This is a genomic window from Microbacterium esteraromaticum (assembly GCF_017303215.1).
GTDB lineage: Bacteria > Actinomycetota > Actinomycetes > Actinomycetales > Microbacteriaceae > Microbacterium > Microbacterium esteraromaticum_C.
On record NZ_JAEMWU010000003.1, the window covers coordinates 119146 to 141747 of the forward strand.

Sequence of the window (22602 nt, forward strand, 5' to 3'; positions counted from 1 at the left end):
ATCCTATTCGTACGTGTAGTCGACGATGACCGGCGCGTGGTCGCTCCAGCGTTCGGCGTAGGTCGCGGCCCGGGCGATCGTGTAGCCGGTCGCGCGCTCGGCCAGCGCAGGTGTGGCGAGGTGATAGTCGATGCGCCAGCCACTGTCATTGTCGAAAGCCTTACCGCGCATCGACCACCAGGTGTAGGGCCCTTCGACCTCGCCGTGGTGCGCCCGGCCGATGTCGACCCAGCCGAGGCCGGGGCCGACGGTGCCGTCGACGCCGGTGATCTGCTCTCCGCCGGCGCCCAGGAAGCGATCGAAGTAGGCCCGCTCACGGGGCAGGAAGCCGGACTTCTTGCGGTTGCCCCGCCAGTTCTTGATGTCGAGCTCGCGGTGCCCGACGTTGAGGTCACCGGTGACGAGTGCCAGACGTCCCTCGCCCCCGAGCTCCGACATGCGTGTGGTCATCGCATCGAGGAAGCGCCACTTCTCGTCCTGCTTCGGGGTGTCAGCCTCACCGGTGTGCACATACGCGCTGACCACGGTCAGCGGTGTGTCTCCGAGCGTGAAGTCGGCCTCGATCCAGCGACCCGCCGAGTCGAAGTCGTCGTCGCCGAAGGCGGTGCGCACGGCCAGAGCGGGGTCACGGCTCACGATCGCGACCCCGGAGCGTCCCTTGGCGGTCGCCTTGTCGTGAACAATCGACCAATCGGGGAATGCAGCGGCGAGATGCTCGTCTTCACCGCGCACCTCTTGAACCGTCAGAACGTCGACGTCGGCGGCGTCCAACCACGCGTGGATGCCGTTGCGCACCGCCGCTCGAATGCCGTTGACGTTGACAGAGGCGATACGCAGATGGGGCATGCACCAAGCCTAACGATCGCCACCGACACGCTTCGCCCCGCGCCGGGCGGCGGGGGCCGGGGGAGTGGCATCCTCCACCTGCTCGAGCTCCTCCTGCGCGGCGCGCAGGGCGCGATCCGCCGCCCAACGGCGATACCAGGGCGCGGAGTCGCGCTCGTCGACCGCGGTGCGCAATCGCACCTGGGCGGCCAGCAGCAGCGCCTGGTGCTCGGCGGCCAGCCGCTCGGCCTCGGTTTGCGGGATGAGCGCGATGTGGTCGTCGGACGCGGCCACGGCGATCCAGGACGCCGACACCAGCAGCACGATGCCGATCAGCCGGAACCACAGCAGCAGCACGATGAACACCGTGAACGTTACCAACAGCGGGTTCGACGGCGAGTACGACAGAAACAGACCGAAGCCGAGCTGCAGCAGGGTCGTGGCGCTCGCACCGAGGAGTGCACCGGGCAGGATCCGCCGCCACGTCAGGCTCGTGCCGGTGAGAAAGCGGAACAGTGCCGCCATCAGCGCGGTATTGATCCCGTACAGCACGACCAGGGTGATGAGGCGCACCCCGGTATTGAACAGTGCCGAGGAATTACTGATGCCGATGAGATCGAACACGAGGTTCAGCGCCCAGGTGGCCATGGTGCTCAGCGCGGTGCCGAGCAGAAGCCCGAGCCCGAACGTGAGCGCGGCCATGAGGTCCAGCGACTTGAGTAGGAAGTAGTTGCGCCGGTCGGGCGCGATGCCGAACACGCCCCGCACCGCGCGGCGCGCGAAAGAGATCGCGCCGATGGCCGTCCAGATCAGGGCCCCGAGAGCGATGAAACCCGTGATGCTGAACGTGCCGGTCATCTCGCGGGTGATCGTGCGCACATCGTCGGGTGTCGCGATCCCGTTCTCGCTGATCATGTCGGGCACGAACGTGTTGATCACGTGAATCAGGCCGTCGATGGCGTCCTGATCATTGCCCAGCCACAATCCGACCACCGCGAAGGCGACGTAGATGGCGGCGAACGCGGCGAACAGGGTCTGATAGCTGACGCCCGCAGCCAGCAGGAACCCCTGGTTCTGCAGGAAGTTGCGCCACACGCGCACTGGGAACAGCGCGAGCGTGCGCCGGGTCAGTGTCGTCGCCCGGGCGATCGGAACATCGAAACGTTCCCGCAGGTTCTCTTGCGTGGCCTCCCAGCGCTCACGCAGAGCCTGTTCCTCATGCACGGCCTTGGCCGCCAGTCCACGTTTTTCACGCGGACTGGCGGCCAAGGTCACGTCGGGTTCGCTGGCGCTCACGTCCCCAGAGTAGCGATCCGCGTCAGCGGCCGCCGCTGAGGACAGCCTGCTTCACCTCGGCGATCGCCTTGGTGACCTCGATGCCACGCGGGCAGGCCTCGGTGCAGTTGAAGGTCGTGCGGCAGCGCCACACGCCCTCCTTGTCGTTGAGGATGTCCAGACGCACATCACCGGCGTCGTCACGCGAGTCGAAGATGAAGCGGTGCGCGTTCACGATCGCGGCGGGCCCGAAGTACTGACCGTCGGTCCAGAAGATCGGGCAGGACGAGGTGCAGGCGGCGCACAGGATGCACTTGGTCGTGTCGTCGAAGATCGCGCGGTCGGTGATCGACTGCACGCGCTCCTTGCCCTTCTCAGGCGTCGAGTTCGCGATCAGGAACGGCTGCACCTCGCGGTAGGAGGCGAAGAACGGCTCCATGTCGACGATCAGGTCCTTCTCGAGCGGCAGGCCCTTGATGGCCTCGACGTAGATCGGCTTCGAGATGTCGAGGTCCTTGATCAGCGTCTTGCACGCGAGACGGTTGCGGCCGTTGATCCGCATGGCGTCGGAGCCGCAGATACCGTGGGCGCACGACCGACGGAAGCTCAGCGAGCCGTCGACCTCCCATTTGATCTTGTGCAGCGCGTCGAGCACGCGGTCGGTGGCGTACAGCTCGACGTCGTAGTCCACCCAACGCGGCTCCTCGTCGACCTCGGGGTCGAAGCGGCGGATGTTGAACGTCACGAGGAAGGACTGCACGCCCGAGTCGGCCGCCGCGTCCGCGGCTTCGGCCTGGGCAGCGGTCTCGGGATCGACGACTGCGGTGGACATCAGTACTTCCTCTCCATCGGCTGGTAGTTCGTGACGACCACGGGCTTCCAGTCCAGCTTGATGTGATCGGCGGCATCCGACGAGTGCGGGTCGCCGACCAGGTACGCCATGGTGTGCTTCATGAAGTTCTCGTCATCGCGCTTGGGGAAGTCGTCGCGCATGTGGCCGCCGCGGCTCTCGTGGCGGTTGCGTGCGGCGTAGACGACGACCTCGGCGATGTCGAGCAGGAAGCCGAGCTCGACGGCCTCGAGCAGATCGGTGTTGAACCGGCGACCCTTGTCGTCGACGTGCACGTTCTTGTAACGCTCGCGGAGCTCTTCGATGACACCCAGCACGTGGGTGAGCGACTCTTCGGTGCGGAACACCTGGGCGCCCTTGTCCATCTCGTCCTGCAGCTTCTTGCGCAGCACGGCGATGCGCTCGGTGCCCTGGTTGTTGCGCAGGCCCTCGATCATGTCGCTGACGAACGCAGCGGGGTTCTCGGGCAGCGGCACGAATTCGGCGTTCTTCGCGTACTCGACGGCGTTGCGGCCGGCGCGCTTGCCGAAGACGTTGATGTCGAGCAGCGAGTTGGTGCCGAGGCGGTTCGAGCCGTGCACCGAGACGCACGCGCACTCACCCGCGGCGTACAGCCCCGGAACGACGGTGGAGTTGTCCGCGAGCACCTCGGCGTCGTTGTTGGTGGGGATGCCACCCATCGCGTAGTGCGCGGTCGGCATCACCGGCACGGGCTCGACCACCGGGTCGACGCCCAGGTAGGTGCGGGCGAACTCGGTGATGTCCGGCAGCTTGGTCTCGAGCACCTCGGCGCCCAGGTGCGTGCAGTCCAGCAGCACATAGTCGCGGTGCGGGCCGGCGCCGCGGCCCTCAGCCACTTCTTGCACCATGCTGCGGGCGACGATGTCGCGCGGTGCGAGGTCCTTGATGGTGGGCGCGTAGCGCTCCATGAAGCGCTCACCCGAGGCGTTGCGCAGGATCGCGCCCTCACCGCGCGCACCCTCGGTGAGGAGGATGCCGAGGCCGGCCAGACCGGTCGGGTGGAACTGGAAGAACTCCAGGTCCTCCAGAGGCAGGCCCTTGCGCCAGATGATCCCGACGCCATCACCCGTGAGGGTGTGCGCGTTGGAGGTCGTCTTGAAGATCTTGCCGAATCCACCGGTCGCGAACACGACGGCCTTGGACTGGAACACGTGCAGTTCACCCGTGGCGAGGTCGTAGGCGACCACACCAGCGACCTGGGTGGCGCCGGCGTCGTCCTTGACCGTGATCAGGTCGAGCACGTAGAACTCGTTGAAGAAGTTGATGCCCAGCTTGACGCAGTTCTGGAACAGCGTCTGCAGGATCATGTGGCCGGTGCGGTCGGCGGCGTAGCACGCGCGGCGCACCGGGCTCTTGCCGTGCTCGGCGGTGTGGCCGCCGAAACGGCGCTGGTCGATCTTGCCGTCCGGCGTGCGGTTGAACGGCAGACCCATGTTCTCGAGGTCGATGACCGCGTCGATGGCCTCCTTGGCCAGGATCTCAGCGGCATCCTGGTCGACCAGGTAGTCGCCGCCCTTGACGGTGTCGTAGGTGTGCCACTCCCAGTTGTCGTCCTCGACGTTCGCGAGCGCCGCGGCCATACCGCCCTGCGCCGCACCGGTGTGCGAGCGTGTGGGGTACAGCTTCGAGATCACGGCCGTCTTCGCGCCGGGACCCGCCTCGATCGCGGCACGCATTCCGGCGCCGCCGGCGCCGACGATGACGACGTCGAACTGGTGGTAGTGCACGCCGTCGCGGACGACGGAATCTTGGGTCTGAGTAGTCACTCTGTGTCTGCCTTCTTCGTTACTCGCCAAGTGCCTGGCAGGTCTCCCACAGCGTGCCGTCCTCGAAGACGCCAGCGCAGGGGTCGAACGTGAACACCACGAGGGTGCCCAGGATGATCAGCAGGCCGGCGGCCAGGCCGAGGGCCCACACCAGCGCCTTGCGCGCCTTCGGGTGGGTGACGTAGTCGTTGACGATGGTGCGCATGCCGTTGGACCCGTGGATCAGCGCCAGCCACAGCATCAGCACGTCCCACCACTGCCAGAAGGGAGACGCGAGCTTGCCGGCGACGAAGCCGAAGTCCAGCGCGTGGATGCCCTCGCCGAGCATCAGGTTGACGAACAGGTGGCCGAAGATCAGCACGACGAGCAGTACGCCCGAGCCGCGCATGAACAGCCAGCCCCACTTCTCGAGGTTGATGCCGCGCTGACGGCGGGCGACGGGAACAGCAGTCTGGGTGGACATCAGTGGTCCCCTCCGAATCCGGCGAACGCGAGGCCGAGGTGACGCGGGATGAATCCGGCCATCACGACCGCCCACACGCCGATGACGATCCAGAACATCTGGCGCTGGTACTGGGCGCCCTTGGCCCAGAAGTCCACCAGGATGATCCGCAGACCGTTCATGGCGTGGAAGACGATGCCGGCGACCAGCACGACCTCACCGAACGCCATGATGGGGTTCTTGTAGGTGCCGATGACCGCGTCGTACGCCTCGGGCGAGACCCTGATGAGCGCCGTGTCGAGCACGTGCACCAGCAAGAAGAAGAAGATCGCCACGCCGGTGATGCGATGCAGCACCCAGGACCACATGCCTTCCCGGCCGCGATAGAGCGTTCCGCGCGGAGACTTCGAGGTCGTCTCCGAAATCGACGGTGTCAAGCGTGTGCTCGTGGACACGTCGTCCTCCCTGATCGATGAGATGTCGGGTGCTTGCGTGAGGGCATGCCCCGCCGCACCCATCCTATTCCTGTCAGAACGCTGGGTGCGACGAAGGGGAACCTTAGCGCGTCGTCGGCGGGTGGCACAGGGGCAGGGTGAGGTGCCGGATAGGTTGGATGCCATGGCCAGAATCGACGACTTCTACGCGGTGATCCCCGCCGGCGGCATCGGGAGCCGGCTGTGGCCGCTCTCGCGGGCGGACGCACCGAAGTTCCTGCACGACCTCACCGGATCGGGGCACTCCCTGCTGCGCGACACGTGGGACCGCCTGGTGCCGCTGGCGGGTGAGGACCGCATCGCCGTGGTCACCGGCCGTGCGCACCGCGCCGCCGTGGAGGGCCAGTTGCCGGGCATCCCGGATGCGAACGTGTTCCTCGAATCCGAGCCCCGCGAGTCGGCCGCCGCGATCGGCCTGGCGGCGGCGATCCTGCACCGCCGCGATCCTGACGTGATCATCGGGTCGTTCAGCGCCGATCACGTCATCCGAGGCACACAGGTGTTCGAATGGGCCGTGCAACAGGCGGTGCAGGTCGCGCGGCAGGGCTACATCGTCACGATCGGCATTCCCCCCACCGAGCCCTCGGTCGGCTTCGGGTACATCAAGCGCGCTGGCGAGATCGTGGTGGACGGCGCGCCCGAGGCGACGCTGGTTGAACGCTTCGTCGAGAAGCCCGACCTCGAGACCGCCAAGCAGTACCTTGCCGACAGGGACTACCTGTGGAACGCGGGGATGTTCATCGCCAAGGCGAGTGTGCTGCTCGAGGAACTCGCCGCGAACGAGCCGGATCTGCACGCTGGTCTGCTCGAGCTCGCCGAGGCGTGGGACGACCGCGAACGTCGCGGACCCGCGGTGGATCGCATCTGGCCGACTCTGAAGAAGGTCGCCATCGACTATGCGGTGGCGGAGCCCGCCGCCGAGCGCGGTCACCTCGCGGTGATCCCCGGACACTTCGACTGGGATGACGTCGGCGACTTCGCCTCGCTCACCAAGTTGATCACGCACGGGCGCAAGAACGATCTCGCCGTGCTCGGCCCCAAGGCCCGCGTGCTCTCGGATGCCGCCAGCGGGATCCTGGTGAGTCAGACCTCGCGGGTGATCAGCCTCGTCGGTGTGAAGGACATTGTGGTCGTCGACACGGACGACGCCCTGCTGGTGACCACGGTGGAGCACGCGCAGCGGGTCAAGGGCGTCGTGGAATCGCTGAAGATCACGGGGCGGGATGACGTCCTCTGAGCGGTGCCCGAGGTGGCTCTCGTGCGCGCCGCGCGTGATCATTGCAGATCTGTAACCTTTCGCGAGCGCACTGCGATCCGTAATGCGAGCGGCGCGTAACACTCGGTAATCTCGATCGATCCGCGATGTCCGCGGAACCGTTCAGGGAGGCATGAGTGTCCATCTCCATCACCAAGAAGCTGCTCGGCGCGACGGTCGCTGCCGGCGTCGTCCTCAGCTTGGCCGCGTGCGGTCAGGCGCCCACCGACACGCCCGCGGGCGATGGCGGTTCTGAAGCCCTCGACTTCCTGCCCTGCATCGTCTCCGACGAGGGCGGGTTCGACGACAAGTCGTTCAACCAGCTCTCGTTCGAGGGTGCCAAGAAGGCCGCTGACGAGCTCGGCGTCGAGCTGAAGGACGTGCAGTCCAACGCCGAGACCGAGTACGGCCCCAACATGACCAACCTGGTCGGCGAGGGCTGCGACGCCATCGTCGCCGTCGGCTTCGCGCTGTCGGCCGCAACGGTCGAGGCAGCCTCGGCAAACCCCGAGATCGACTTCATCCTTGTCGACGACGCCGCCGACAACGACTTCGATGGCACCAAGGACGCCGACAACGTCAAGCCGCTGCTGTACGACACGGCTCAGGCCGCGTTCCTCGCCGGCTACCTGTCGGCCGGATACTCGACCACCGGCAAGGTCGGCACCTTCGGTGGACGCGAGTTCCCGACCGTGACGATCTTCATGGACGGCTTCAAGCAGGGCGTCGACCACTACAACGAGGTCAAGGGCGCCGACGTGGAGGTCGTCGGCTGGGACGGCTCGACCGGCTCGTTCACGGGTGGCTTCGAAGCCAACCAGGACGCCAAGCAGGTCGCCGTGAACATCCTCGACCAGGGTGTGGACGTCATCCTTCCCGTGGGTGGACCGATCTACCAGTCGGCTCAGCAGGCCATCAAGGAGTCCGGCAAGGACATCGCCCTGATCGGTGCTGACGCCGACCTGTTCGTCACCGACCCGAGCACCGCAGACGTCGTGCTGACCTCGGTGCTCAAGGCCATGGACCTGTCGACCTACCAGGCCGTGCTGTCCAGCGGCAACGGTGAGTTCGACCCCGAGGCGTACGTTGGCACTCTCGAGAACGAGGGCGTCGGTATCGCTGACCTGCACAACTTCGCCGACAAGGTGGACCAGGAACTGCAGGACGAGGTCGACCAGCTCCGCCAGGACATCATCGACGGAAAGGTCGAGGTCACCTCGTACCTCGCAGGCTGATGCCATCGGATCGGGGAGGTCGGCAGCTGCCGACCTCCCCGATTCTGCCTGTCGGGCCCTCCCGATCAGGACGGCTGCCCGAATAGGATCAACAACATGAAGCTTGAACTGCGCGGTATCACGAAGAGATTCGGCGCGCTGACGGCCAACGACCACATCGACCTCACCGTCGAGGCAGGGGAGATCCACTGCCTGCTCGGCGAGAACGGTGCCGGCAAGTCGACGCTGATGAACGTCCTCTACGGTCTGTACCAGGCCGATGAGGGCGAGATCCTGCTCAACGATGTGGAGCAGGAGTTCGACGGCCCGGGTGACGCGATGGCAGCCGGCATCGGCATGGTGCATCAGCACTTCATGCTGATCCCCGTTTTCACCGTCGCCGAGAATGTCATGCTCGGGCACGAGCAGACGACGTTCGGTGGACGTCTCGACCTGGCGGCCGCCCGCGCGAAGGTGCGCGAGATCTCGGACCGTTTCGGGTTCCAGGTCGATCCCGATGCGCTCGTCGAAGACCTCCCCGTCGGTGTGCAGCAACGGGTCGAGATCATCAAGGCGCTCTCACGCGACGCGCGGGTGCTCGTGTTCGACGAGCCGACCGCCGTACTCACGCCGCAGGAGACCGACGAGCTGATGGCGACGATGCGTCAGCTCAAGTCGCAGGGCACCTCGATCGTTTTCATCACGCACAAGCTGCGCGAGGTGCGCGAGGTCGCCGACCGAATCACCGTCATCCGACTCGGCAAGGTCGTCGGCGAGGCAGAGCCGACGGCATCCAACGCCGAACTCGCCTCCCTCATGGTCGGACGCGCGGTCGAGCTCACCGTCACCAAAGACGCCCCCACGCTGCGCGAGAACGGTCTCGTCGTCAGCGACCTGACCGTCGCCGACGAGGTGGGCACCGTCACCGTCGACGGAGCCAGCTTCGAGGTGCGTGGCGGCGAGGTGCTCGCCATCGCCGGTGTGCAGGGCAACGGCCAGACCGAGCTCACCGAAGCCATCATCGGTCTGCAGGACGACGTGCGCGGCAGCATCCGCCTCGACGGCAAGGAACTCGTCGGGCGTTCGGTGCGCCACATCCTCGAATCCGGGGTCGGCTTCGTGCCCGAGGACCGCAGCGTCGACGGCCTGGTCAAGGAGTTCTCCATCTCGGAGAACCTCATGCTCGACCGCTCCTTCGGCGCGCCGTTCGTCGTCGCCGGCAGCGTGCAGCGCGGTCTGCTCGAGAGCTTCGCGCACGAGAAGATCGCCGAGTTCGACATTCGCACACAGGGCCCGACACAGTCGGCGGGCCGTCTCTCGGGCGGAAACCAGCAGAAGGTCGTGCTCGCGCGCGAGCTCAGCCGTGACCTGTCGCTCTTCGTCGCGGCGCAGCCCACCCGCGGTGTGGATGTCGGCTCGATCGAGTTCATCCACAAACGCATCGTCGAGACGCGTGACGCCGGTGTACCGGTGATCCTCATCTCGACCGAGCTCGACGAGGTGTCGGCACTCGCGGATCGCATCCTGGTGATGTACCGCGGCCGCATCGTCGGCATCGTTCCCGGCGACACATCCCGCGAGACGCTCGGCCTGATGATGGCCGGCATGAGCGAGACGGCCGCCCTCGCCGAGGCAACCGAGGCGCCGGCCCGCGGCGACCAGAACGGGGAGATCGCATGAACACCATGCAGACGTCGAATCCGCTGGCCGATCCCGAGACGAAGGTCGCTCCCTCGCGCTGGCAGGTGACCCTGCAGGCGATCGTGCACGGCAACGGCATCATCTCGTTGCTCGCCGTGCTGCTGGCCGTACTCGTCGGCTCGATCATGATCGCCGCGACCGATGAAGACGTCCAGGCCGCAGCCGGATACTTCTTCGCCCAGCCCGCCGACACGTTCGTCGCGATCTGGGATGCCGTCGCCGGCGCATACGCGGCGCTGTTCCGCGGCGCGATCTACAACTACAACGCCGACACGTTCGCGGCCGGCATTCGACCGCTGACCGAGACGCTGAAGTTCGCCACGCCGCTGATCGCCGCTGGCCTCGGTGTCGGACTGGCGTTCCGCGCGGGTCTGTTCAACATCGGTGGTCAGGGTCAGATGCTGATGGCTGCCGCCGCGGCGGGCTACGTCGCCACCGCGATGGACCTGCCGATTGGGCTGCACCTGGTCGCCGCAATCGTCGCCGGTATGGCCGCTGCGGCGATCTGGGGTGGCATCGCCGGATTCCTGAAGGCACGCACCGGTGCGCACGAGGTGATCACGACGATCATGCTCAACAACATCGCGGTGTATCTGCTGGCCTGGATGCTCGCCACGCAGGGAATCCTGCAGGCGCCGGGATCGAGCAACCCGAAGACCGCTCCCATGGCCGAGACGGCCCAGCTGCCGCAGCTGCTCGGCCCGCAGTACAAGCTGCACGCCGGCTTCCTGCTCGCCCTGCTCGCCGTCGCGTTCACCTGGTGGCTGCTGGAGCGTTCGGCGCTCGGCTTCCGTTTCCGTGCGGTCGGCGAGAACCCGGCCGCGGCACGTGTCGCCGGTATCGACGTGGGCCGGATGTACTTCGTGGTCATGCTGATCGCCGGAGCGTTGGTCGGTATCGCCGGCGTCAGCCAGGTGCTCGGCACCGAGGTCAGCGGCTTCAGCGGCGGCATCGACGCGGGCATCGGCTTCGACGCGATCACTGTCGCGCTGCTCGGCAGATCGGCGCCGCTGGGCATCCTCGGGGCCGGCCTGCTGTTCGGCGCCTTCAAGACCGGTGGCTTCACGATGCAGTCGGCTGAGGGCATCCCGGTCGAGATCATCCTCGTCGTCCAGTCGCTGATCGTGCTGTTCATCGCCGCGCCGCCGCTGGTGCGCGCCATGTTCGGTCTGCCCCAGCCCGGGCGACCGTCACGCCGCAGCAAGCGCATCGCGGCCAAGCGCCGTGCCGCGTCGAAGCCGCAGGCATCGGGTTCTGACGAAGAGAAGGAGGTGTCGGCATGAGCACTACCGCTCAGGTCGACGCGCAGCTGGAAGAGCCGCGTCGTATCGCCGTCGTCTCGTGGAAGACGCCGATCATCTTCGGTATCTTCACCGTGCTGTTCGCGCTATTGCCGCTGTTCGCTCCGCGCGAGGGAGTGACGACCTTCCGTCTCGGCAAGGAGAACGCCGCGATCCCCGTGCCCGACGTGGTGCTTCCGGCCACGCCGACGGCCTGGGTCGCCGTGCTGCTCATGGCCCTGTGCGCCGCAGCTGCCGCTGCACTGGTGCAGCGCCACCGCAAGATCCCGCTGTGGCTCATCGTGGTCTACGTTGTCGTGCTGCTGATCGGTTTCCTCGCGTGGGCCGCTGCCGGCGCGACGCTGCCGATGATCGGTCTGCTCGCCGGAGCGCTCGCGCTGGCGACGCCGCTGATCTACGGGGCCCTCGGTGGAGTCATCGGCGAACGTGCCGGTGTCGTCAACATCGCCATCGAGGCGCAGCTGCTCGCCGGCGCATTCACCGCGGCCGTTGCGGCGTCGCTGGCGGGCTCGCCGTGGGCGGGCCTGATCGCGGCCATGGTGGCCGGCATGCTGGTCGCGTTGGTTCTCGGTCTGTTCACGATCACGTACTACGTCAACCAGGTGATCGTCGGTGTCGTGCTCAACGTGCTGGTGATCGGCATCACGACGTTCCTGTTCCGGCAGGTGCTCGCACCCAACACCGAGACGCTGAACAATCCCGAGACGTTCACCGTGCTGCCGATCCCGGTGCTGAGCGAGATCCCGATCATCGGCCCGATCCTGTTCCAGCAGTCGTTCATCGTCTACCTGATGTACGCGGTCGTCGCACTGGTCGCGTACTCGCTGTATCGCACGCGCTGGGGTCTGCGCCTGCGCGCCGTCGGTGAACACCCTCAGGCGGCCGACACCGTGGGAATCAAGGTCGCGGCGACGCGCTACCGCGCCGTTCTGCTGGCCGGTGCCGTGGCCGGCATGGGCGGTGCGTTCTACACGCTCGTCTCGGTGCCGCGTTTCAACCAGGAGATGACGGCGGGTGCCGGCTTCATCGCTCTGGCCGCCGTGATCTTCGGTAAGTGGGACCCGATCCGTGCGACTCTCGCCGCACTGCTGTTCGGCTTCGCGACCAACCTGCAGGGCGTGCTGAGCGTCATCGGTTCTCCGGTGCCGAGCCAGTTCATGCTGATGCTGCCGTACGTGGTGACGATCTTCGCCGTCGCCGGTCTCGTCGGGCGCTCGCGCCCGCCGGCCGCCGATGGCGAGCCGTACATCAAGTCGTAGCTGCGACAGAGGAGAGAGATGACCGACATCGACTGGGACGAGCTGCGTCAGATCGCCACCGATGCCATGCACAAGGCCTACGCACCGTACTCGCGGTACCGCGTAGGGGCGGCCGCCCTCGTGGGGGATGGCCGGATCGTCGCCGGATGCAACGTCGAGAACGCGTCGTACGGTGTGACGCTGTGCGCTGAGTGTGCCCTGGTGGGCGACCTGCACATGTCGGGCGGTGGCCAGCTGGTCGCGTTCGTGTGCGTGAACAACGACGGCGAGACGATCATGCCGTGCGGGCGCTGCCGCCAGCTGCTGTTCGAGCACGCGATGCCGGGCATGCTGCTCGAGACCGTTTCGGGCATCCGCACCATCGATGAAGTCCTTCCCGACGCGTTCGGGCCCCGAGACCTGGAGGATGCCCGATGAGCGCCACCACCGCGATCGAGCCGTTCGACGCGATCGACGTCATCCGCGCCAAGCGCGACGGAGGTGTCGTCCCCGAGGCGGCCCTGCGCTGGATGGTCGATGCCTACACGCGCGGCTACGTTTCGGATGCGCAGATGGCCTCTTTCGCGATGGCGATCTTCCAGCGCGGCATGCAGCGCGACGAGATCCGGGTGCTGACCGACGCGATGATCGCCTCAGGCGAGCGGATGAGCTTCGCTGCGCTCGGCAAGCGCACGGTCGACAAGCACTCGACGGGTGGTGTCGGCGACAAGATCACGCTGCCACTGGCGCCCCTGGTCGCCGTGTTCGGCGTGGCGGTGCCGCAGTTGAGCGGTCGTGGACTCGGTCACACCGGTGGCACGCTCGACAAGCTCGAGGCGATTCCCGGATGGCGCGCCGCGCTCTCGAACGACGAGATGTTCGCCCAGCTTCAGGGCGAGGTCGGCGCGGTGATCTGCGCGGCTGGCTCGGGCCTGGCGCCGGCCGACAAGAAGCTCTACGCGCTGCGCGACATCACCGGTACGGTCGAGGCGATCCCGCTGATCGCGTCGAGCATCATGTCGAAGAAGATCGCCGAAGGCACGGACGCGCTGGTGCTGGACGTGAAGTTCGGTGACGGTGCGTTCATGCAAGACATCGATCGCGCCCGGGAACTCGCACGCACCATGGTCGCGTTGGGCACCGACTCGGGGGTGGCGACCACCGCGTTGCTGACCGACATGAACACGCCGCTGGGCCGCGCGATCGGCAACGCCAACGAGGTGCGCGAGTCGGTCGAGGTGCTGGGCGGAGGCGGCCCCGCCGACGTGCGCGAACTGACGGTCGCGCTGGCCCGTGAGATGCTGAGTCTGGCCGGGCAACCGGACGCGGATGTCGAGGCCGCGCTCGACGACGGGCGTGCCATGGACCGCTGGAATGCGATGATCCGCGCGCAAGACGGCGATCCGACCGCACCGCTGCCGCAGCCCCGTGAGACCCACGTCGTCACGGCGGAGCGCGATGGCTTCGTCACCCGCATGGACGCCCTGGCGTTCGGCATCTCGGCCTGGCGCCTGGGTGCGGGGCGCGCGCGTGCCGAGGACGCCGTCGTGCACGCTGCCGGAATCGACCTCGCGGTCAAGCCGGGGGAGCGCGTCACGGCGGGGCAGCCGTTGTTCACCCTGTCGGCCGACGATGAGAGCCGCTTCGCCCGAGCCCTGGAGGCGCTCGACGGTTCCTATGCGATCGGTGACGCGGCGCCCGATACGACCCCGATCGTCCGAGAGCGGATCACAGCCGAGGAGATGACGCGATGACCAACGCGCAGAACGAAGACCGCAAGATCCAGGGACTGTCCCTGCGCGAACTCCCCAAGGTGTCGTTGCATGACCACCTGGACGGTGGCGTGCGGCCCGCGACGATTCTGGAACTGGCTGATGAGGCCGGTATCCCGACCCCGGCGGCGGATGCCCGCGGCTTGCGCCGTTGGTTCGCCGAGCAGTCGAATGCCGGATCGCTGACCGAGTACTTGAAGACGTTCGACCTGGTCACCTCGGTGATGCAGTCCGAGCGCGCGCTCACGCGCATCGCGCGTGAGTTCGTCGTAGACCTCGCGCAGGACGGTGTGATCTACGGCGAGGTGCGCTGGGCGCCCGAGCAGCACGTCGGCGGCGGCCTCAGCCTCGCGCAGGCCGTGGATGCCGTGCAGCGCGGCATCGAAGAGGGCGAGGACGAGGTGGATGCTGCGGGTAGTGGCATTCGCGTCGGACAGATCCTCTCGGCGATGCGCCACGACAACCGGGCCCGTGAAGTCGCCGAGGTCGCGGTCGCGTTCCGCGAGCGCGGCGTCGTCGGATTCGACATCGCCGGTGCCGAGGACGGATTCCCCGCCTCGCAGCATCGGGACGCCTTCGACTTCCTGGCGTCGGAGTTCTTCCCCGTGACCGTACACGCCGGAGAGGCGGCCGGACTGGCATCCATCCGCTCGGCCCTGATCGACGGGCGCGCGTTGCGCCTCGGACACGGTGTGCGTCTGGCCGAGGATCTGCAGATCATCGAACAGGAGGGCGACGAGGTGCACGTGCAGTTCGGCGACCTCGCGCGCTGGGTGCGTGACCGCGAGATCCCGTTGGAGATGTCGCCGTCGTCGAACGTGCAGACCGGTGCGATCGCCCGCTGGGGCGACGAGATCGCCGATCACCCGTTCGATCTGCTGTACCAGCTCGGCTTCTCGGTGACGGTCAACACCGACAACCGCACCATGAGCGGTACGACGCTCACGCGTGAGCTGGGTCTGCTGGTCGACGCGTTCGGCTATGACCTGGACGACCTCGAGACATTCCAGTTCAACGCGGCGGCGGCGGCGTTCCTGCCGGTCGAGGAGCGCGAGGAACTTGTCGAGATGATCGCCGAGGGCTTCGAACGCTGAGCCGAGCCGAGCGCTGATCGGCGATCAGCCGAGCTCGTCCGCGAGACCGCTGACGAGCTCGGTGATCTGTGTTCGCATGTCGTCGTCCGAGATGCTCGGCGTGCCGTCGCCAGCTTGCGGGCCGTAGTTGCCGAACGACGCGTGCGCGGCGCCGTCGATCTGCACCATCTCGGCATCCGCGGGCAGCAGGTCCCGGGCATCGGCGATCTTCTGCGGCGTCGACAGGCCGTCCTCGCTACCCGAGATGCTCAGCACCGGCAGCCCGGAACCCGACAGGTCCGCCGCGCAGTACGAGGCGAACAGCACGAGCGCGTCGGCGTCACCGGCGAGTTGGCAACCGCGCACTCCGCCGAGCGAGTGCCCGCCGACCATCCACGTGTCCACGTTCGGCGCCGCCGACGTGAAGGCGTCCATACCGCGCGGGTCGAAGAACGCCAGATTCAACCAGGGGCGGGTGATCACGACCGAGACACCGTGCTCGACCGCCACATCCTGCAGGATCGCGATGTATGCCTCGGGTTGCACCTTCGCCCCGGGGATGAACACCAGCCCGCGGGTTGATCCGCCGGCGGCCGGCGTCAGCACGACGCCCTGCGGGGCATCGTCGATCACCAGCCCGGGGTTCGCCTCGGCCCGGGCGAGAGGCTCCGGCTCGGCCGACATCACCCCGACCTGACTCCACACCAGCATCCCGGCGATCGCCAGCGCCACGGCCGCGAGCAGGCCCCACAGCGTCCATCGCAGCCAGCGGCCGCCGCGTCTGCCTCGACCCGCGCGTGTCTTCGCCATCCCGCAAGGCTACCCGCGCGCGACGCCCGGATGCGTGCGCAGGTACTGCTCGAACGCCTCGTGGCTGGTGCGGTGGGGCGTGTAGCCGAACTGGTCTTTGAGGCGAGTGTTGTCGAGCACGGGGCGGTACCGCAGGAAGCGCACCTGCTGCGGGCCGTGCGGCGTCAGCCGCAGTGCACGGCCGACCCACAGGGCGCCACTCAGTGCCCAGGCCGGCACCACGAGCATCCGCTTGTCGAGACGCGTGGCGATCTCGGGGACGGTCATGCGCCCGTCGCCCGCGACGTTGAAGATGCCCGCCGGGCCATCGGTCGCGGCGCGCACCATCGCCGCGGCGACGTCGTCGACCCAGACGAACACGAACGGCGATTCGGAGCCCGCCACGCGCAGCAGGCGGCGGCCGTCCCACAGCGCGGTGATCTGGTTGCGCACGGTCGGGCCGAGGATCGTGCCGATGCGGAAGACGACCTGCTCAAGGTGCGGATGCTCGTCGCGCGCCCGCGCCAGCAGCTCCTCGACGAGGCGCTTGTGCCGCGAGTACGGGAACTCGTCGTTGCCGCGCACCGGATCGTCCTCGGTGAGCCAGTCGGGATTGTCGGGATGGTAGCCGTATGCGGCCCCCGAGCTGGAGACGACGAGGCGTCGCACGCCCGTGGCCACGCAGGCGGTGAGCAGGTTCTCAGTGCCGGTGACGTCGACGCGGTACTCCAGGTCGGTGTCGCGCCCCGGATTGACGATCGCCGCCAAGTGCACAACCGTGTCGATGCGGTGCTGGGCCAGCACGGGCGCCAGCGCCGTACCGTCGGTGACGTCGAACGGCGCCGAGACGACACCGGGAACCGAAGAGTCGCGCAGGTCACCGCTGACGACGAGATCGACGGCGGGATGTGCCGCCAGCAGAGCGGTGACATGCGAACCGAGGAACCCGGCACCGCCGGTGACCAGAACGCGCGTCATCGGGCATCCTCGTTGCTCGGGCCCGACGCGGCGCCGGGGGCGGCCGCGTGACGGCTCGCGTCACCCGACGCCGATCCGGTGCGCCGGCGCGTGTGCCGCGCCCACAGGCCCGCCACGAGGAGCCCGGCGATGATGTCCCAGATTCCCCACCAACCGGCGACGACGGCCATGCCACCCAGTCCGCCGAAGAACGCGAAGATGAGCCCCAGCCCGAGTCCGGCATTGCGGATGCCGACCTCGAACGTCATCGCCTTGCGTTCGCGACTGCCGAGACCGCCGACGACGGCGGTGCCGTAGCCGATCGCCAGGGCCACGGCGTCGTGCACCGCCACGACGATCAGCACCGTGCCGATGACGCTGACGAAGATCACCCAGTTGCCGGCCAGCGCGCCGATGATGAACCCGAGCAGCGCGATCAGGCTGAACCAGCGCACGAACGGCTGCACGCGCCGCGCGAAGCCGGGCAGCGCCGCCCGCAAGAGCAGGCCGAGCGCAAACGGCACACCGATGATCAGCACGATCTCCAGCAGCATCCGCGACGGATCCAACGCGACCGTGCGCAGCAGATCGCGTCCGGTGGGGTGCAGCGAGCCCCAGAACGCGATGCTGATCGGCATCGCGATGATGTAGAGCAGGTTGCCGACGGCGGTCATCGAGACTGACAGGGCGACGTTGCCGCCCGAGCGATGAGTGAGCACCTGCGAGATGTTGCCTGGTGGGCAGCAGGCGACGACGATCATGCCGAGCGCCATCGATGCGCTGACCGGCAGGATCAGGGTGAGTCCGAACGTGACGGCCGGCAGCACCAGCAGTTGCGCCAGGATTGCGATGACGAACGGCTTCGGGTGCCGCGCCACGACCCGAAAGTCCTTCGGTGCGGTGTCGAGAGCGATGCCGAACATGATCAGGCCGAGTACGACGTTGAGGATCAGCAGGGTGCCCGGGGTGAAGTTCAGCACCAGGTCGTCGAAGTCCATCAGTCCTCCAGCGCCCGGGCGGCGGTGCGCACCGCCGAGCGGTAGGCGTCCTTGTTGACGTAGTACGACATGCGGTCGAGCCCGAGGTACCGGTAGCCGCCGCTGGTGTCGGGCCAGGGTTCGCCGGTCACCCGTTCGCGGAACGCCGTCGCCGCGGCGGGCCGCGTGTCGACGGCATCGAGGTACGCCGCGAGCAGCTCGGCCTGCTCATACCGCCCCTGCCAGCCGATGCCCGACGCCTCGATCATGCCCATCACGTACAGGCCGTTGAACGAGGGCGGGAACACATTGAGGAACAGGCGCGGCGCCGCTGCCTCCCAGTGCAGATGCTCCCGATCGACGAAGGGATAGTCGAGCGTGTAGCCCGTCGCGAGCAGGATCAGGTCGTACTCGGCGGCGGAGCCCTGGGGGAAGTGCGTCGATGCGCCGAAGTGCACGCGGGTACCGTCGAAGCGCTCGACGTCACCGCGGATGCGCAGGTCGCCCTGCCCGAGGTGATTCAGGATGAGCGTGTTGACGATCGGGTGCGACTCGTAGATGCGGTAGTCGGGCTTCGGGAATCCGAAGCGCACCGGATCGCCGGTGAACGCACGCAGCACTCGCGCGTCGACGGTCTGCTTGATGCGTGCGGGAAGCGGGCGGCGCTGATTGAGGGTGTCGGAGGGACGACCGAACAGATACCGCGGCACGAAGTAGTAACCGCGTCGCACGCTCATGTCGACCGACGCGGCATGGTGCACGGCATCGACGGCGATGTCGCAGCCGGAGTTGCCCGCACCGATGACCAGAACGCGGCGTCCTGCGAGCTGCTCGGGGCGCTTGTACCGGCTGGTGTGCATGATCTCGCCGGTGAACGCCCCGGTGAAGGTCGGCACGTTGGGCTCGGCGAGGGTGCCGTTGGCAAGGATGACGCCGTCGTAGTGCTGGGGATCGTCGCCCTCGGCGAGCAGCGTCCAGCCGTCGCCGGCGCCGCCGGCCGGTTCGAGTCTGATGACCCGGGTGTTGAACCGGAACAGCTCACGCAGACTGAACCGGTCGGCGTACGCGTCGAAGTACTCCTTCAGCAGCCGGTGACCCGGATAGTCGACGTCCGAGTCCATCGGGAACTCGGTGAACTCCGTGGTGGTGCGCGATGAGATCACGTGCGCCGACTCATACATCGTGCTGCGGGGATTATCGATGTCCCACAGCCCGCCGACCCCGGACGAGGCCTCGTAGCCGGTGACGTGGATGCCGCGCCGCTGGAGGGCGCGCGCGGCGGCGAGACCTGACGGGCCGGCACCGATGACGGCATATCTGTTCATTTCACTCCCGCACGACGTCGTGCATCGCAGACGATCCCCCCGGGTAACCCTGATCGTAGCGGTTACCCGGGGAGATCTCGCAAGCCCGCCCTACGGGGCGTGTGGTCCGCGCGCGCTGAGTGTGTCGGCGCGCGCGACGAACGCGTCCCTCACGGCGGGGAACAGCGGATGCCCGTCCTGGAGGCCCGTCACTGAAGTGGCCAGCGAGATGGCATCCTCGGTGCGCAGCCGCCGCTGCAGTTCGACGGACTGCTCGTCGGCGGGATCATCGAACGCGAGGGCGGCCGCGATGGCGCGCACGAGCGCCGTGGTCGGCAGTCCCAACTCGGCGCCCCGCGCGGCAGGACCCACGAACCGCTCGTGCCGTGAGAGCTTGCGCACGGGCTGGCGGCCGACGCGCCAGACGGTGTCCGGCAGCGCGGGGTTCGCGAACCGGTGAAGGATGGTCGCACGATACGCCGCGAGATCGTCCGGATCGAATCCGTGCACGGCTGCGAGCAAGGCCGATGTCTCTGCCAGGGCCGCTGACACTCCCGAGCGGATGCCGTCATCGGCCAGCGCGTCCGAGATGCGCTCGATTCCGGCCTGCGCGCCAAGGTAGGCCGTCGTCGCGTGGCCGGTGTTCACGGTGAACAACTTGCGCTCGATGTAGGGTGCCAGATCGTCGACGAAGTGCGCGCCGGGAATCCGCGGGGGGCTGTCACCGAACGGCGCGCGTTCGATCGCCCATTCGAAGAACGGCTCGACCGTCACATCGATGCCTCCCCCTGCAGGTTGACCCGGCACGATACGGTCGACCGCGGTGTTGGCGAACACTGCACGGCGGGACAGCGCGTCCCACTCTGCCCCCGCCTGGTCGGCGACCGCCGCACGCAGCGTGTCGGTGGCGCCGATCGCGTTCTCGCACGCCATCACCTGCAACGGTGCTGACGCGGCGGACCGACGTCGCAGCGCATCGACGATCGGTGCGGCGACGAAGGGCAGCACGTTCGGACCCACCGCGGTGGTCACCAGGTCAGCATCCGCGATCTCAGCGACCAGCGCCTCAGGGGCGGTGGCACTGTTGATCGCCCGGAACCCGGTCACCCGGGTGTTCCGACCGCCTTCGCCGACCTCGTGCACCGTGTAATCCTCGGCCGCGTTGATCGCGTCGACCAAAGCGGAGGCGACGTCGGCGAACACCAGCTCGTAGCCGCCCTCGTGCAGCAGCAGCCCGACGAACCCGCGTCCGATGTTCCCGGCGCCGAAGTGGACGGCCTTCATCATGAGCCCCCGCTCACGCTTCATTGACCGATGACAGCAGCGCGAACAGCTCCTCCCTGCTGCCGACGGTGTTTAGCCGGTTCACTTCGTCCTCATCCGAGAACAGCAGGGCGATCTGCGAGAGGATCTCGAGGTGCTCGCCGTCCTTGCCGGCGATGCCGATCACGAACGTCGCGCGCTCGCCGTCCCAGTCGACACCACCGTCGTAGCGCACGACGCTCAGAGCCGAGCCGAGCACGGTCTCCTTGGCGTCGTTGGTGCCGTGGGGGATGGCCAACCCGTTGCCCATGTACGTCGATACCGTGCTCTCGCGCTGGTGCATCGCGGCGAGGTAGTCGCCGGTGACGGCACCGGCGGCGACCAGCACGTCGGCGGCCTCCTGCAGCGCCTCGTCCCGCGTGACTCCGCCGGGGCGGATGCGGACGCGGTCGAGTGTCAGAACGCTCATTTCTTCTCCTGTTCCGGGGTGGATTCGCGGATCATCTCGACGACCTCGTCGTAGCGCGGCGAGCTCATGAAGTTGTCGACCGAGACGTGCACCGCGTCGGGGGACTTGGCCGTGGCGCGGTCGGTCAGCTGCTGCTGCGTGATGATCACGTCTGCGGTGCCGTCGAGGTTCGCGATCGCGGCGTTAGTCACGGTCACTCCCTCGATTCCCGCCTTCTTGATCTTGTTGCGCAGCACGCTGGCGCCCATCGCCGACGACCCCATACCGGCATCGCAGGCGAACACGACGCTGGTGATCTGCTTGGTTGCGACGGTTCCAGTCGTGGTCGCTCCGCCCTGGGCGCGCAGCGCGTCCATCGCGGCGGACGAACGCCCCTTGTTCGCCTCGGTCTGCGCGATGGCTGCGTCGAAGGAGTCGGTCTCGGCGAGCAGGTCGCGACGACGTGAGGCGCGCAGGATCACCGCCGTGATCAGGAACGTGACCGTCGCCGCGATCACCACCGACAGATACACGACCAGCAGGTTGCCCACGCCAGGACCGATGGCCGCTGCCGTGACGGCGATGATGCTGCCGGGCGCCGCCGGGAAGCCCAGCCCGCCGCCCAGGACCATGTTCGTCGTCACGCCCGCCATGCCGCCGGCGATCAGCGCCAGGATCGTGGCCGGCTTGCTCAGCGCGTACGGGAAGTAGATCTCGTGGATGCCGCCGAAGAACTGGATGATCGCCGCGCCGGGGGCCGACGCCTTGGCCGCGCCGACACCGAAGAAGCTGAAGGCGAGCAGCAAACCCACGCCGGGACCGGGGTTGGCCTCGATCAGGAACAGGATCGACTTTCCGGTCTCGGCAGCCTGCTCGATTCCCAAGGGCGTGAACACGCCGTGGTTGATGGCGTTGTTCAGGAACAGCACCTTCGCCGGTTCCACGATGATCGACACCAGCGGCAGCAGGTTGTAGGTCACCAGCCAGTCGACGGCGGTGCCCAGTACGGCGCTGATGCCGAGGAAGAACGGACCGAACGCGAAGAAGCCGGCGATGGCGAGCACCATGCCCAGGATTCCGGCCGAGAAGTTGTTGATCAACATCTCGAAGCCGGGCTTGATCTTGCCGTCCCACAGGCGATCCATCCGCTTGGTGATCCACGCGGCGATCGGGCCCATGATCATGGCGCCAAGGAACATCGGGATGTTCGTGCCGAGGATGACACCCATCGTCGCGATGGTGGCGACCACGCCACCGCGCTCGCCGTAGACCATGCGGCCGGCGGTGTTGGCGATCAGCAGGGGCAGCAGATAGGTGATCATCGGGCCGACCAGCCCGACGTAGGCGAAGAAGTTACCGCCGTCGCCTTCCGCCAGAGCGGTCATGGCACCCGGCCAGTTGATCACGGCCGCATCGCCGCCGCCGCCGATGATCTCGGCGACCGGATACCAGTGCCAGCCGAATGGGCTCTTCTCGCCGAAGAAGCCGGCGGGAATGAAGAGCATGGTGATGAAGCCCCAGGCGATGAACGCCGCTATGTTCGGCATGATCATGCCGGACAGGAACGTGCCGAAGCGTTGCACCGCGACGCGGGCTCCTCCGACTCTGGTGGGTGACGTCGTCGTCATGATGTGTCT

At 67.5% G+C, this 22602-nt stretch carries 21 protein-coding genes; 8 read left to right on the forward strand and 13 right to left on the reverse strand.

Features of this window, described 5'->3' with window-relative positions; genetic code table 11:
• Nucleotides 1–3 precede the first annotated feature (3 nt).
• Genes JF543_RS13360 through sdhC form a run of 6 tightly spaced genes read right to left on the reverse strand, consistent with a single transcriptional unit; the run spans nucleotide 4 to nucleotide 5634 of the window.
• The gene (locus JF543_RS13360; RefSeq protein WP_206822163.1) at nucleotides 4–846 is read right to left on the reverse strand and encodes an exodeoxyribonuclease III; all 843 of its coding nucleotides are present in this window, start codon (nucleotides 844–846) and stop codon (nucleotides 4–6) included.
• Between the two features lie 9 nt (nucleotides 847–855).
• Nucleotides 856–2121 (reverse strand): YihY/virulence factor BrkB family protein, encoded by a 1266-nt coding sequence (locus JF543_RS13365; RefSeq protein WP_347401168.1) that lies wholly within the window; start codon nucleotides 2119–2121, stop codon nucleotides 856–858.
• A 22-nt stretch (nucleotides 2122–2143) separates the two neighbouring features.
• Nucleotides 2144–2932 (reverse strand): succinate dehydrogenase iron-sulfur subunit, encoded by a 789-nt coding sequence (locus JF543_RS13370; protein ID WP_218847923.1) that lies wholly within the window; start codon nucleotides 2930–2932, stop codon nucleotides 2144–2146.
• A complete protein-coding gene (gene sdhA, locus JF543_RS13375; RefSeq protein WP_179410338.1) occupies nucleotides 2932–4737 on the reverse strand; it encodes a succinate dehydrogenase flavoprotein subunit in 1806 nt (601 codons plus the stop codon). The genes JF543_RS13370 and sdhA overlap by 1 nt, the downstream gene beginning before the upstream one ends.
• Nucleotides 4738–4756: 19 nt before the next feature.
• Nucleotides 4757–5200, reverse strand: coding sequence for a succinate dehydrogenase hydrophobic membrane anchor subunit (locus JF543_RS13380; RefSeq protein ID WP_179410339.1), 444 nt, complete (start codon nucleotides 5198–5200; stop codon nucleotides 4757–4759).
• The gene (sdhC, locus tag JF543_RS13385; RefSeq protein WP_222447121.1) at nucleotides 5200–5634 is read right to left on the reverse strand and encodes a succinate dehydrogenase, cytochrome b556 subunit; all 435 of its coding nucleotides are present in this window, start codon (nucleotides 5632–5634) and stop codon (nucleotides 5200–5202) included. Before sdhC ends, JF543_RS13380 begins: the two co-directional genes overlap by 1 nt.
• Nucleotides 5635–5797: 163 nt before the next feature.
• On the opposite strand from sdhC, the gene JF543_RS13390 reads away from it, so the two are divergent.
• The 8 genes from JF543_RS13390 (at nucleotide 5798) to JF543_RS13425 (ending at nucleotide 15248) form a co-directional block, all read left to right on the forward strand.
• Nucleotides 5798–6910, forward strand: a complete 1113-nt coding sequence (locus JF543_RS13390) for a mannose-1-phosphate guanylyltransferase (protein WP_179410341.1) — start codon at nucleotides 5798–5800, stop codon at nucleotides 6908–6910.
• 155 nt (nucleotides 6911–7065) lie between these two features.
• Nucleotides 7066–8163, forward strand: coding sequence for a BMP family lipoprotein (locus JF543_RS13395; protein ID WP_206551720.1), 1098 nt, complete (start codon nucleotides 7066–7068; stop codon nucleotides 8161–8163).
• A 96-nt stretch (nucleotides 8164–8259) separates the two neighbouring features.
• On the forward strand, nucleotides 8260–9822 hold the full coding sequence (locus JF543_RS13400) for an ABC transporter ATP-binding protein (RefSeq protein ID WP_179410343.1): 1563 nt from the start codon (nucleotides 8260–8262) through the stop codon (nucleotides 9820–9822).
• On the forward strand, nucleotides 9819–11126 hold the full coding sequence (locus JF543_RS13405; RefSeq protein WP_179410344.1) for an ABC transporter permease: 1308 nt from the start codon (nucleotides 9819–9821) through the stop codon (nucleotides 11124–11126). The genes JF543_RS13400 and JF543_RS13405 overlap by 4 nt, the downstream gene beginning before the upstream one ends.
• On the forward strand, nucleotides 11123–12403 hold the full coding sequence (locus JF543_RS13410) for an ABC transporter permease (RefSeq protein WP_179410345.1): 1281 nt from the start codon (nucleotides 11123–11125) through the stop codon (nucleotides 12401–12403). The genes JF543_RS13405 and JF543_RS13410 overlap by 4 nt, the downstream gene beginning before the upstream one ends.
• An 18-nt stretch (nucleotides 12404–12421) precedes the next feature.
• The gene (locus tag JF543_RS13415) at nucleotides 12422–12820 is read left to right on the forward strand and encodes a cytidine deaminase (protein WP_179410346.1); all 399 of its coding nucleotides are present in this window, start codon (nucleotides 12422–12424) and stop codon (nucleotides 12818–12820) included.
• On the forward strand, nucleotides 12817–14136 hold the full coding sequence (locus JF543_RS13420) for a thymidine phosphorylase (protein WP_206551723.1): 1320 nt from the start codon (nucleotides 12817–12819) through the stop codon (nucleotides 14134–14136). Before JF543_RS13415 ends, JF543_RS13420 begins: the two co-directional genes overlap by 4 nt.
• A complete protein-coding gene (locus tag JF543_RS13425) occupies nucleotides 14133–15248 on the forward strand; it encodes an adenosine deaminase (RefSeq protein WP_206822167.1) in 1116 nt (371 codons plus the stop codon). The genes JF543_RS13420 and JF543_RS13425 overlap by 4 nt, the downstream gene beginning before the upstream one ends.
• Nucleotides 15249–15272: 24 nt before the next feature.
• Here JF543_RS13425 and JF543_RS13430 read toward each other — a convergent pair whose 3' ends face one another.
• From JF543_RS13430 to JF543_RS13460, 7 genes are all read right to left on the reverse strand, one after another.
• A complete protein-coding gene (locus JF543_RS13430; RefSeq protein WP_206824760.1) occupies nucleotides 15273–16037 on the reverse strand; it encodes an alpha/beta hydrolase in 765 nt (254 codons plus the stop codon).
• Between the two features lie 9 nt (nucleotides 16038–16046).
• On the reverse strand, nucleotides 16047–16994 hold the full coding sequence (locus tag JF543_RS13435; protein ID WP_206824761.1) for an SDR family oxidoreductase: 948 nt from the start codon (nucleotides 16992–16994) through the stop codon (nucleotides 16047–16049).
• A complete protein-coding gene (locus tag JF543_RS13440; RefSeq protein WP_206824763.1) occupies nucleotides 16991–17971 on the reverse strand; it encodes a bile acid:sodium symporter family protein in 981 nt (326 codons plus the stop codon). The genes JF543_RS13435 and JF543_RS13440 overlap by 4 nt, the downstream gene beginning before the upstream one ends.
• Nucleotides 17971–19275 (reverse strand): flavin-containing monooxygenase, encoded by a 1305-nt coding sequence (locus JF543_RS13445; protein WP_206824765.1) that lies wholly within the window; start codon nucleotides 19273–19275, stop codon nucleotides 17971–17973. Before JF543_RS13445 ends, JF543_RS13440 begins: the two co-directional genes overlap by 1 nt.
• A 90-nt stretch (nucleotides 19276–19365) precedes the next feature.
• The gene (locus JF543_RS13450) at nucleotides 19366–20538 is read right to left on the reverse strand and encodes a mannitol-1-phosphate 5-dehydrogenase (RefSeq protein WP_206824848.1); all 1173 of its coding nucleotides are present in this window, start codon (nucleotides 20536–20538) and stop codon (nucleotides 19366–19368) included.
• 13 nt (nucleotides 20539–20551) lie between these two features.
• Complete coding sequence (locus tag JF543_RS13455) at nucleotides 20552–20986, reverse strand: PTS sugar transporter subunit IIA (protein ID WP_206822177.1); 435 nt, start codon at nucleotides 20984–20986, stop codon at nucleotides 20552–20554.
• Nucleotides 20983–22593 (reverse strand): PTS mannitol transporter subunit IICB, encoded by a 1611-nt coding sequence (locus tag JF543_RS13460; RefSeq protein ID WP_206822179.1) that lies wholly within the window; start codon nucleotides 22591–22593, stop codon nucleotides 20983–20985. The genes JF543_RS13455 and JF543_RS13460 overlap by 4 nt, the downstream gene beginning before the upstream one ends.
• Nucleotides 22594–22602 lie beyond the last annotated feature (9 nt).

Coding starts and splice junctions, on each gene's coding strand:
- JF543_RS13410 (WP_179410345.1), top strand. CDS start 11,123: ATGAGCACTACCGCTCAGGTCGACGCGCAGCTGGAAGAGCCGCGTCGT.
- JF543_RS13440 (WP_206824763.1), bottom strand. CDS start 17,971: ATGGACTTCGACGACCTGGTGCTGAACTTCACCCCGGGCACCCTGCTG.
- JF543_RS13430 (WP_206824760.1), bottom strand. CDS start 16,037: ATGGCGAAGACACGCGCGGGTCGAGGCAGACGCGGCGGCCGCTGGCTG.
- JF543_RS13460 (WP_206822179.1), bottom strand. CDS start 22,593: ATGACGACGACGTCACCCACCAGAGTCGGAGGAGCCCGCGTCGCGGTG.
- JF543_RS13360 (WP_206822163.1), bottom strand. CDS start 846: ATGCCCCATCTGCGTATCGCCTCTGTCAACGTCAACGGCATTCGAGCG.
- JF543_RS13400 (WP_179410343.1), top strand. CDS start 8,260: ATGAAGCTTGAACTGCGCGGTATCACGAAGAGATTCGGCGCGCTGACG.
- JF543_RS13405 (WP_179410344.1), top strand. CDS start 9,819: ATGAACACCATGCAGACGTCGAATCCGCTGGCCGATCCCGAGACGAAG.
- JF543_RS13415 (WP_179410346.1), top strand. CDS start 12,422: ATGACCGACATCGACTGGGACGAGCTGCGTCAGATCGCCACCGATGCC.
- JF543_RS13425 (WP_206822167.1), top strand. CDS start 14,133: ATGACCAACGCGCAGAACGAAGACCGCAAGATCCAGGGACTGTCCCTG.
- JF543_RS13420 (WP_206551723.1), top strand. CDS start 12,817: ATGAGCGCCACCACCGCGATCGAGCCGTTCGACGCGATCGACGTCATC.
- JF543_RS13390 (WP_179410341.1), top strand. CDS start 5,798: ATGGCCAGAATCGACGACTTCTACGCGGTGATCCCCGCCGGCGGCATC.
- JF543_RS13455 (WP_206822177.1), bottom strand. CDS start 20,986: ATGAGCGTTCTGACACTCGACCGCGTCCGCATCCGCCCCGGCGGAGTC.
- JF543_RS13450 (WP_206824848.1), bottom strand. CDS start 20,538: ATGAAGGCCGTCCACTTCGGCGCCGGGAACATCGGACGCGGGTTCGTC.
- JF543_RS13435 (WP_206824761.1), bottom strand. CDS start 16,994: ATGACGCGCGTTCTGGTCACCGGCGGTGCCGGGTTCCTCGGTTCGCAT.
- JF543_RS13370 (WP_218847923.1), bottom strand. CDS start 2,932: ATGTCCACCGCAGTCGTCGATCCCGAGACCGCTGCCCAGGCCGAAGCC.
- JF543_RS13445 (WP_206824765.1), bottom strand. CDS start 19,275: ATGAACAGATATGCCGTCATCGGTGCCGGCCCGTCAGGTCTCGCCGCC.
- JF543_RS13380 (WP_179410339.1), bottom strand. CDS start 5,200: ATGTCCACCCAGACTGCTGTTCCCGTCGCCCGCCGTCAGCGCGGCATC.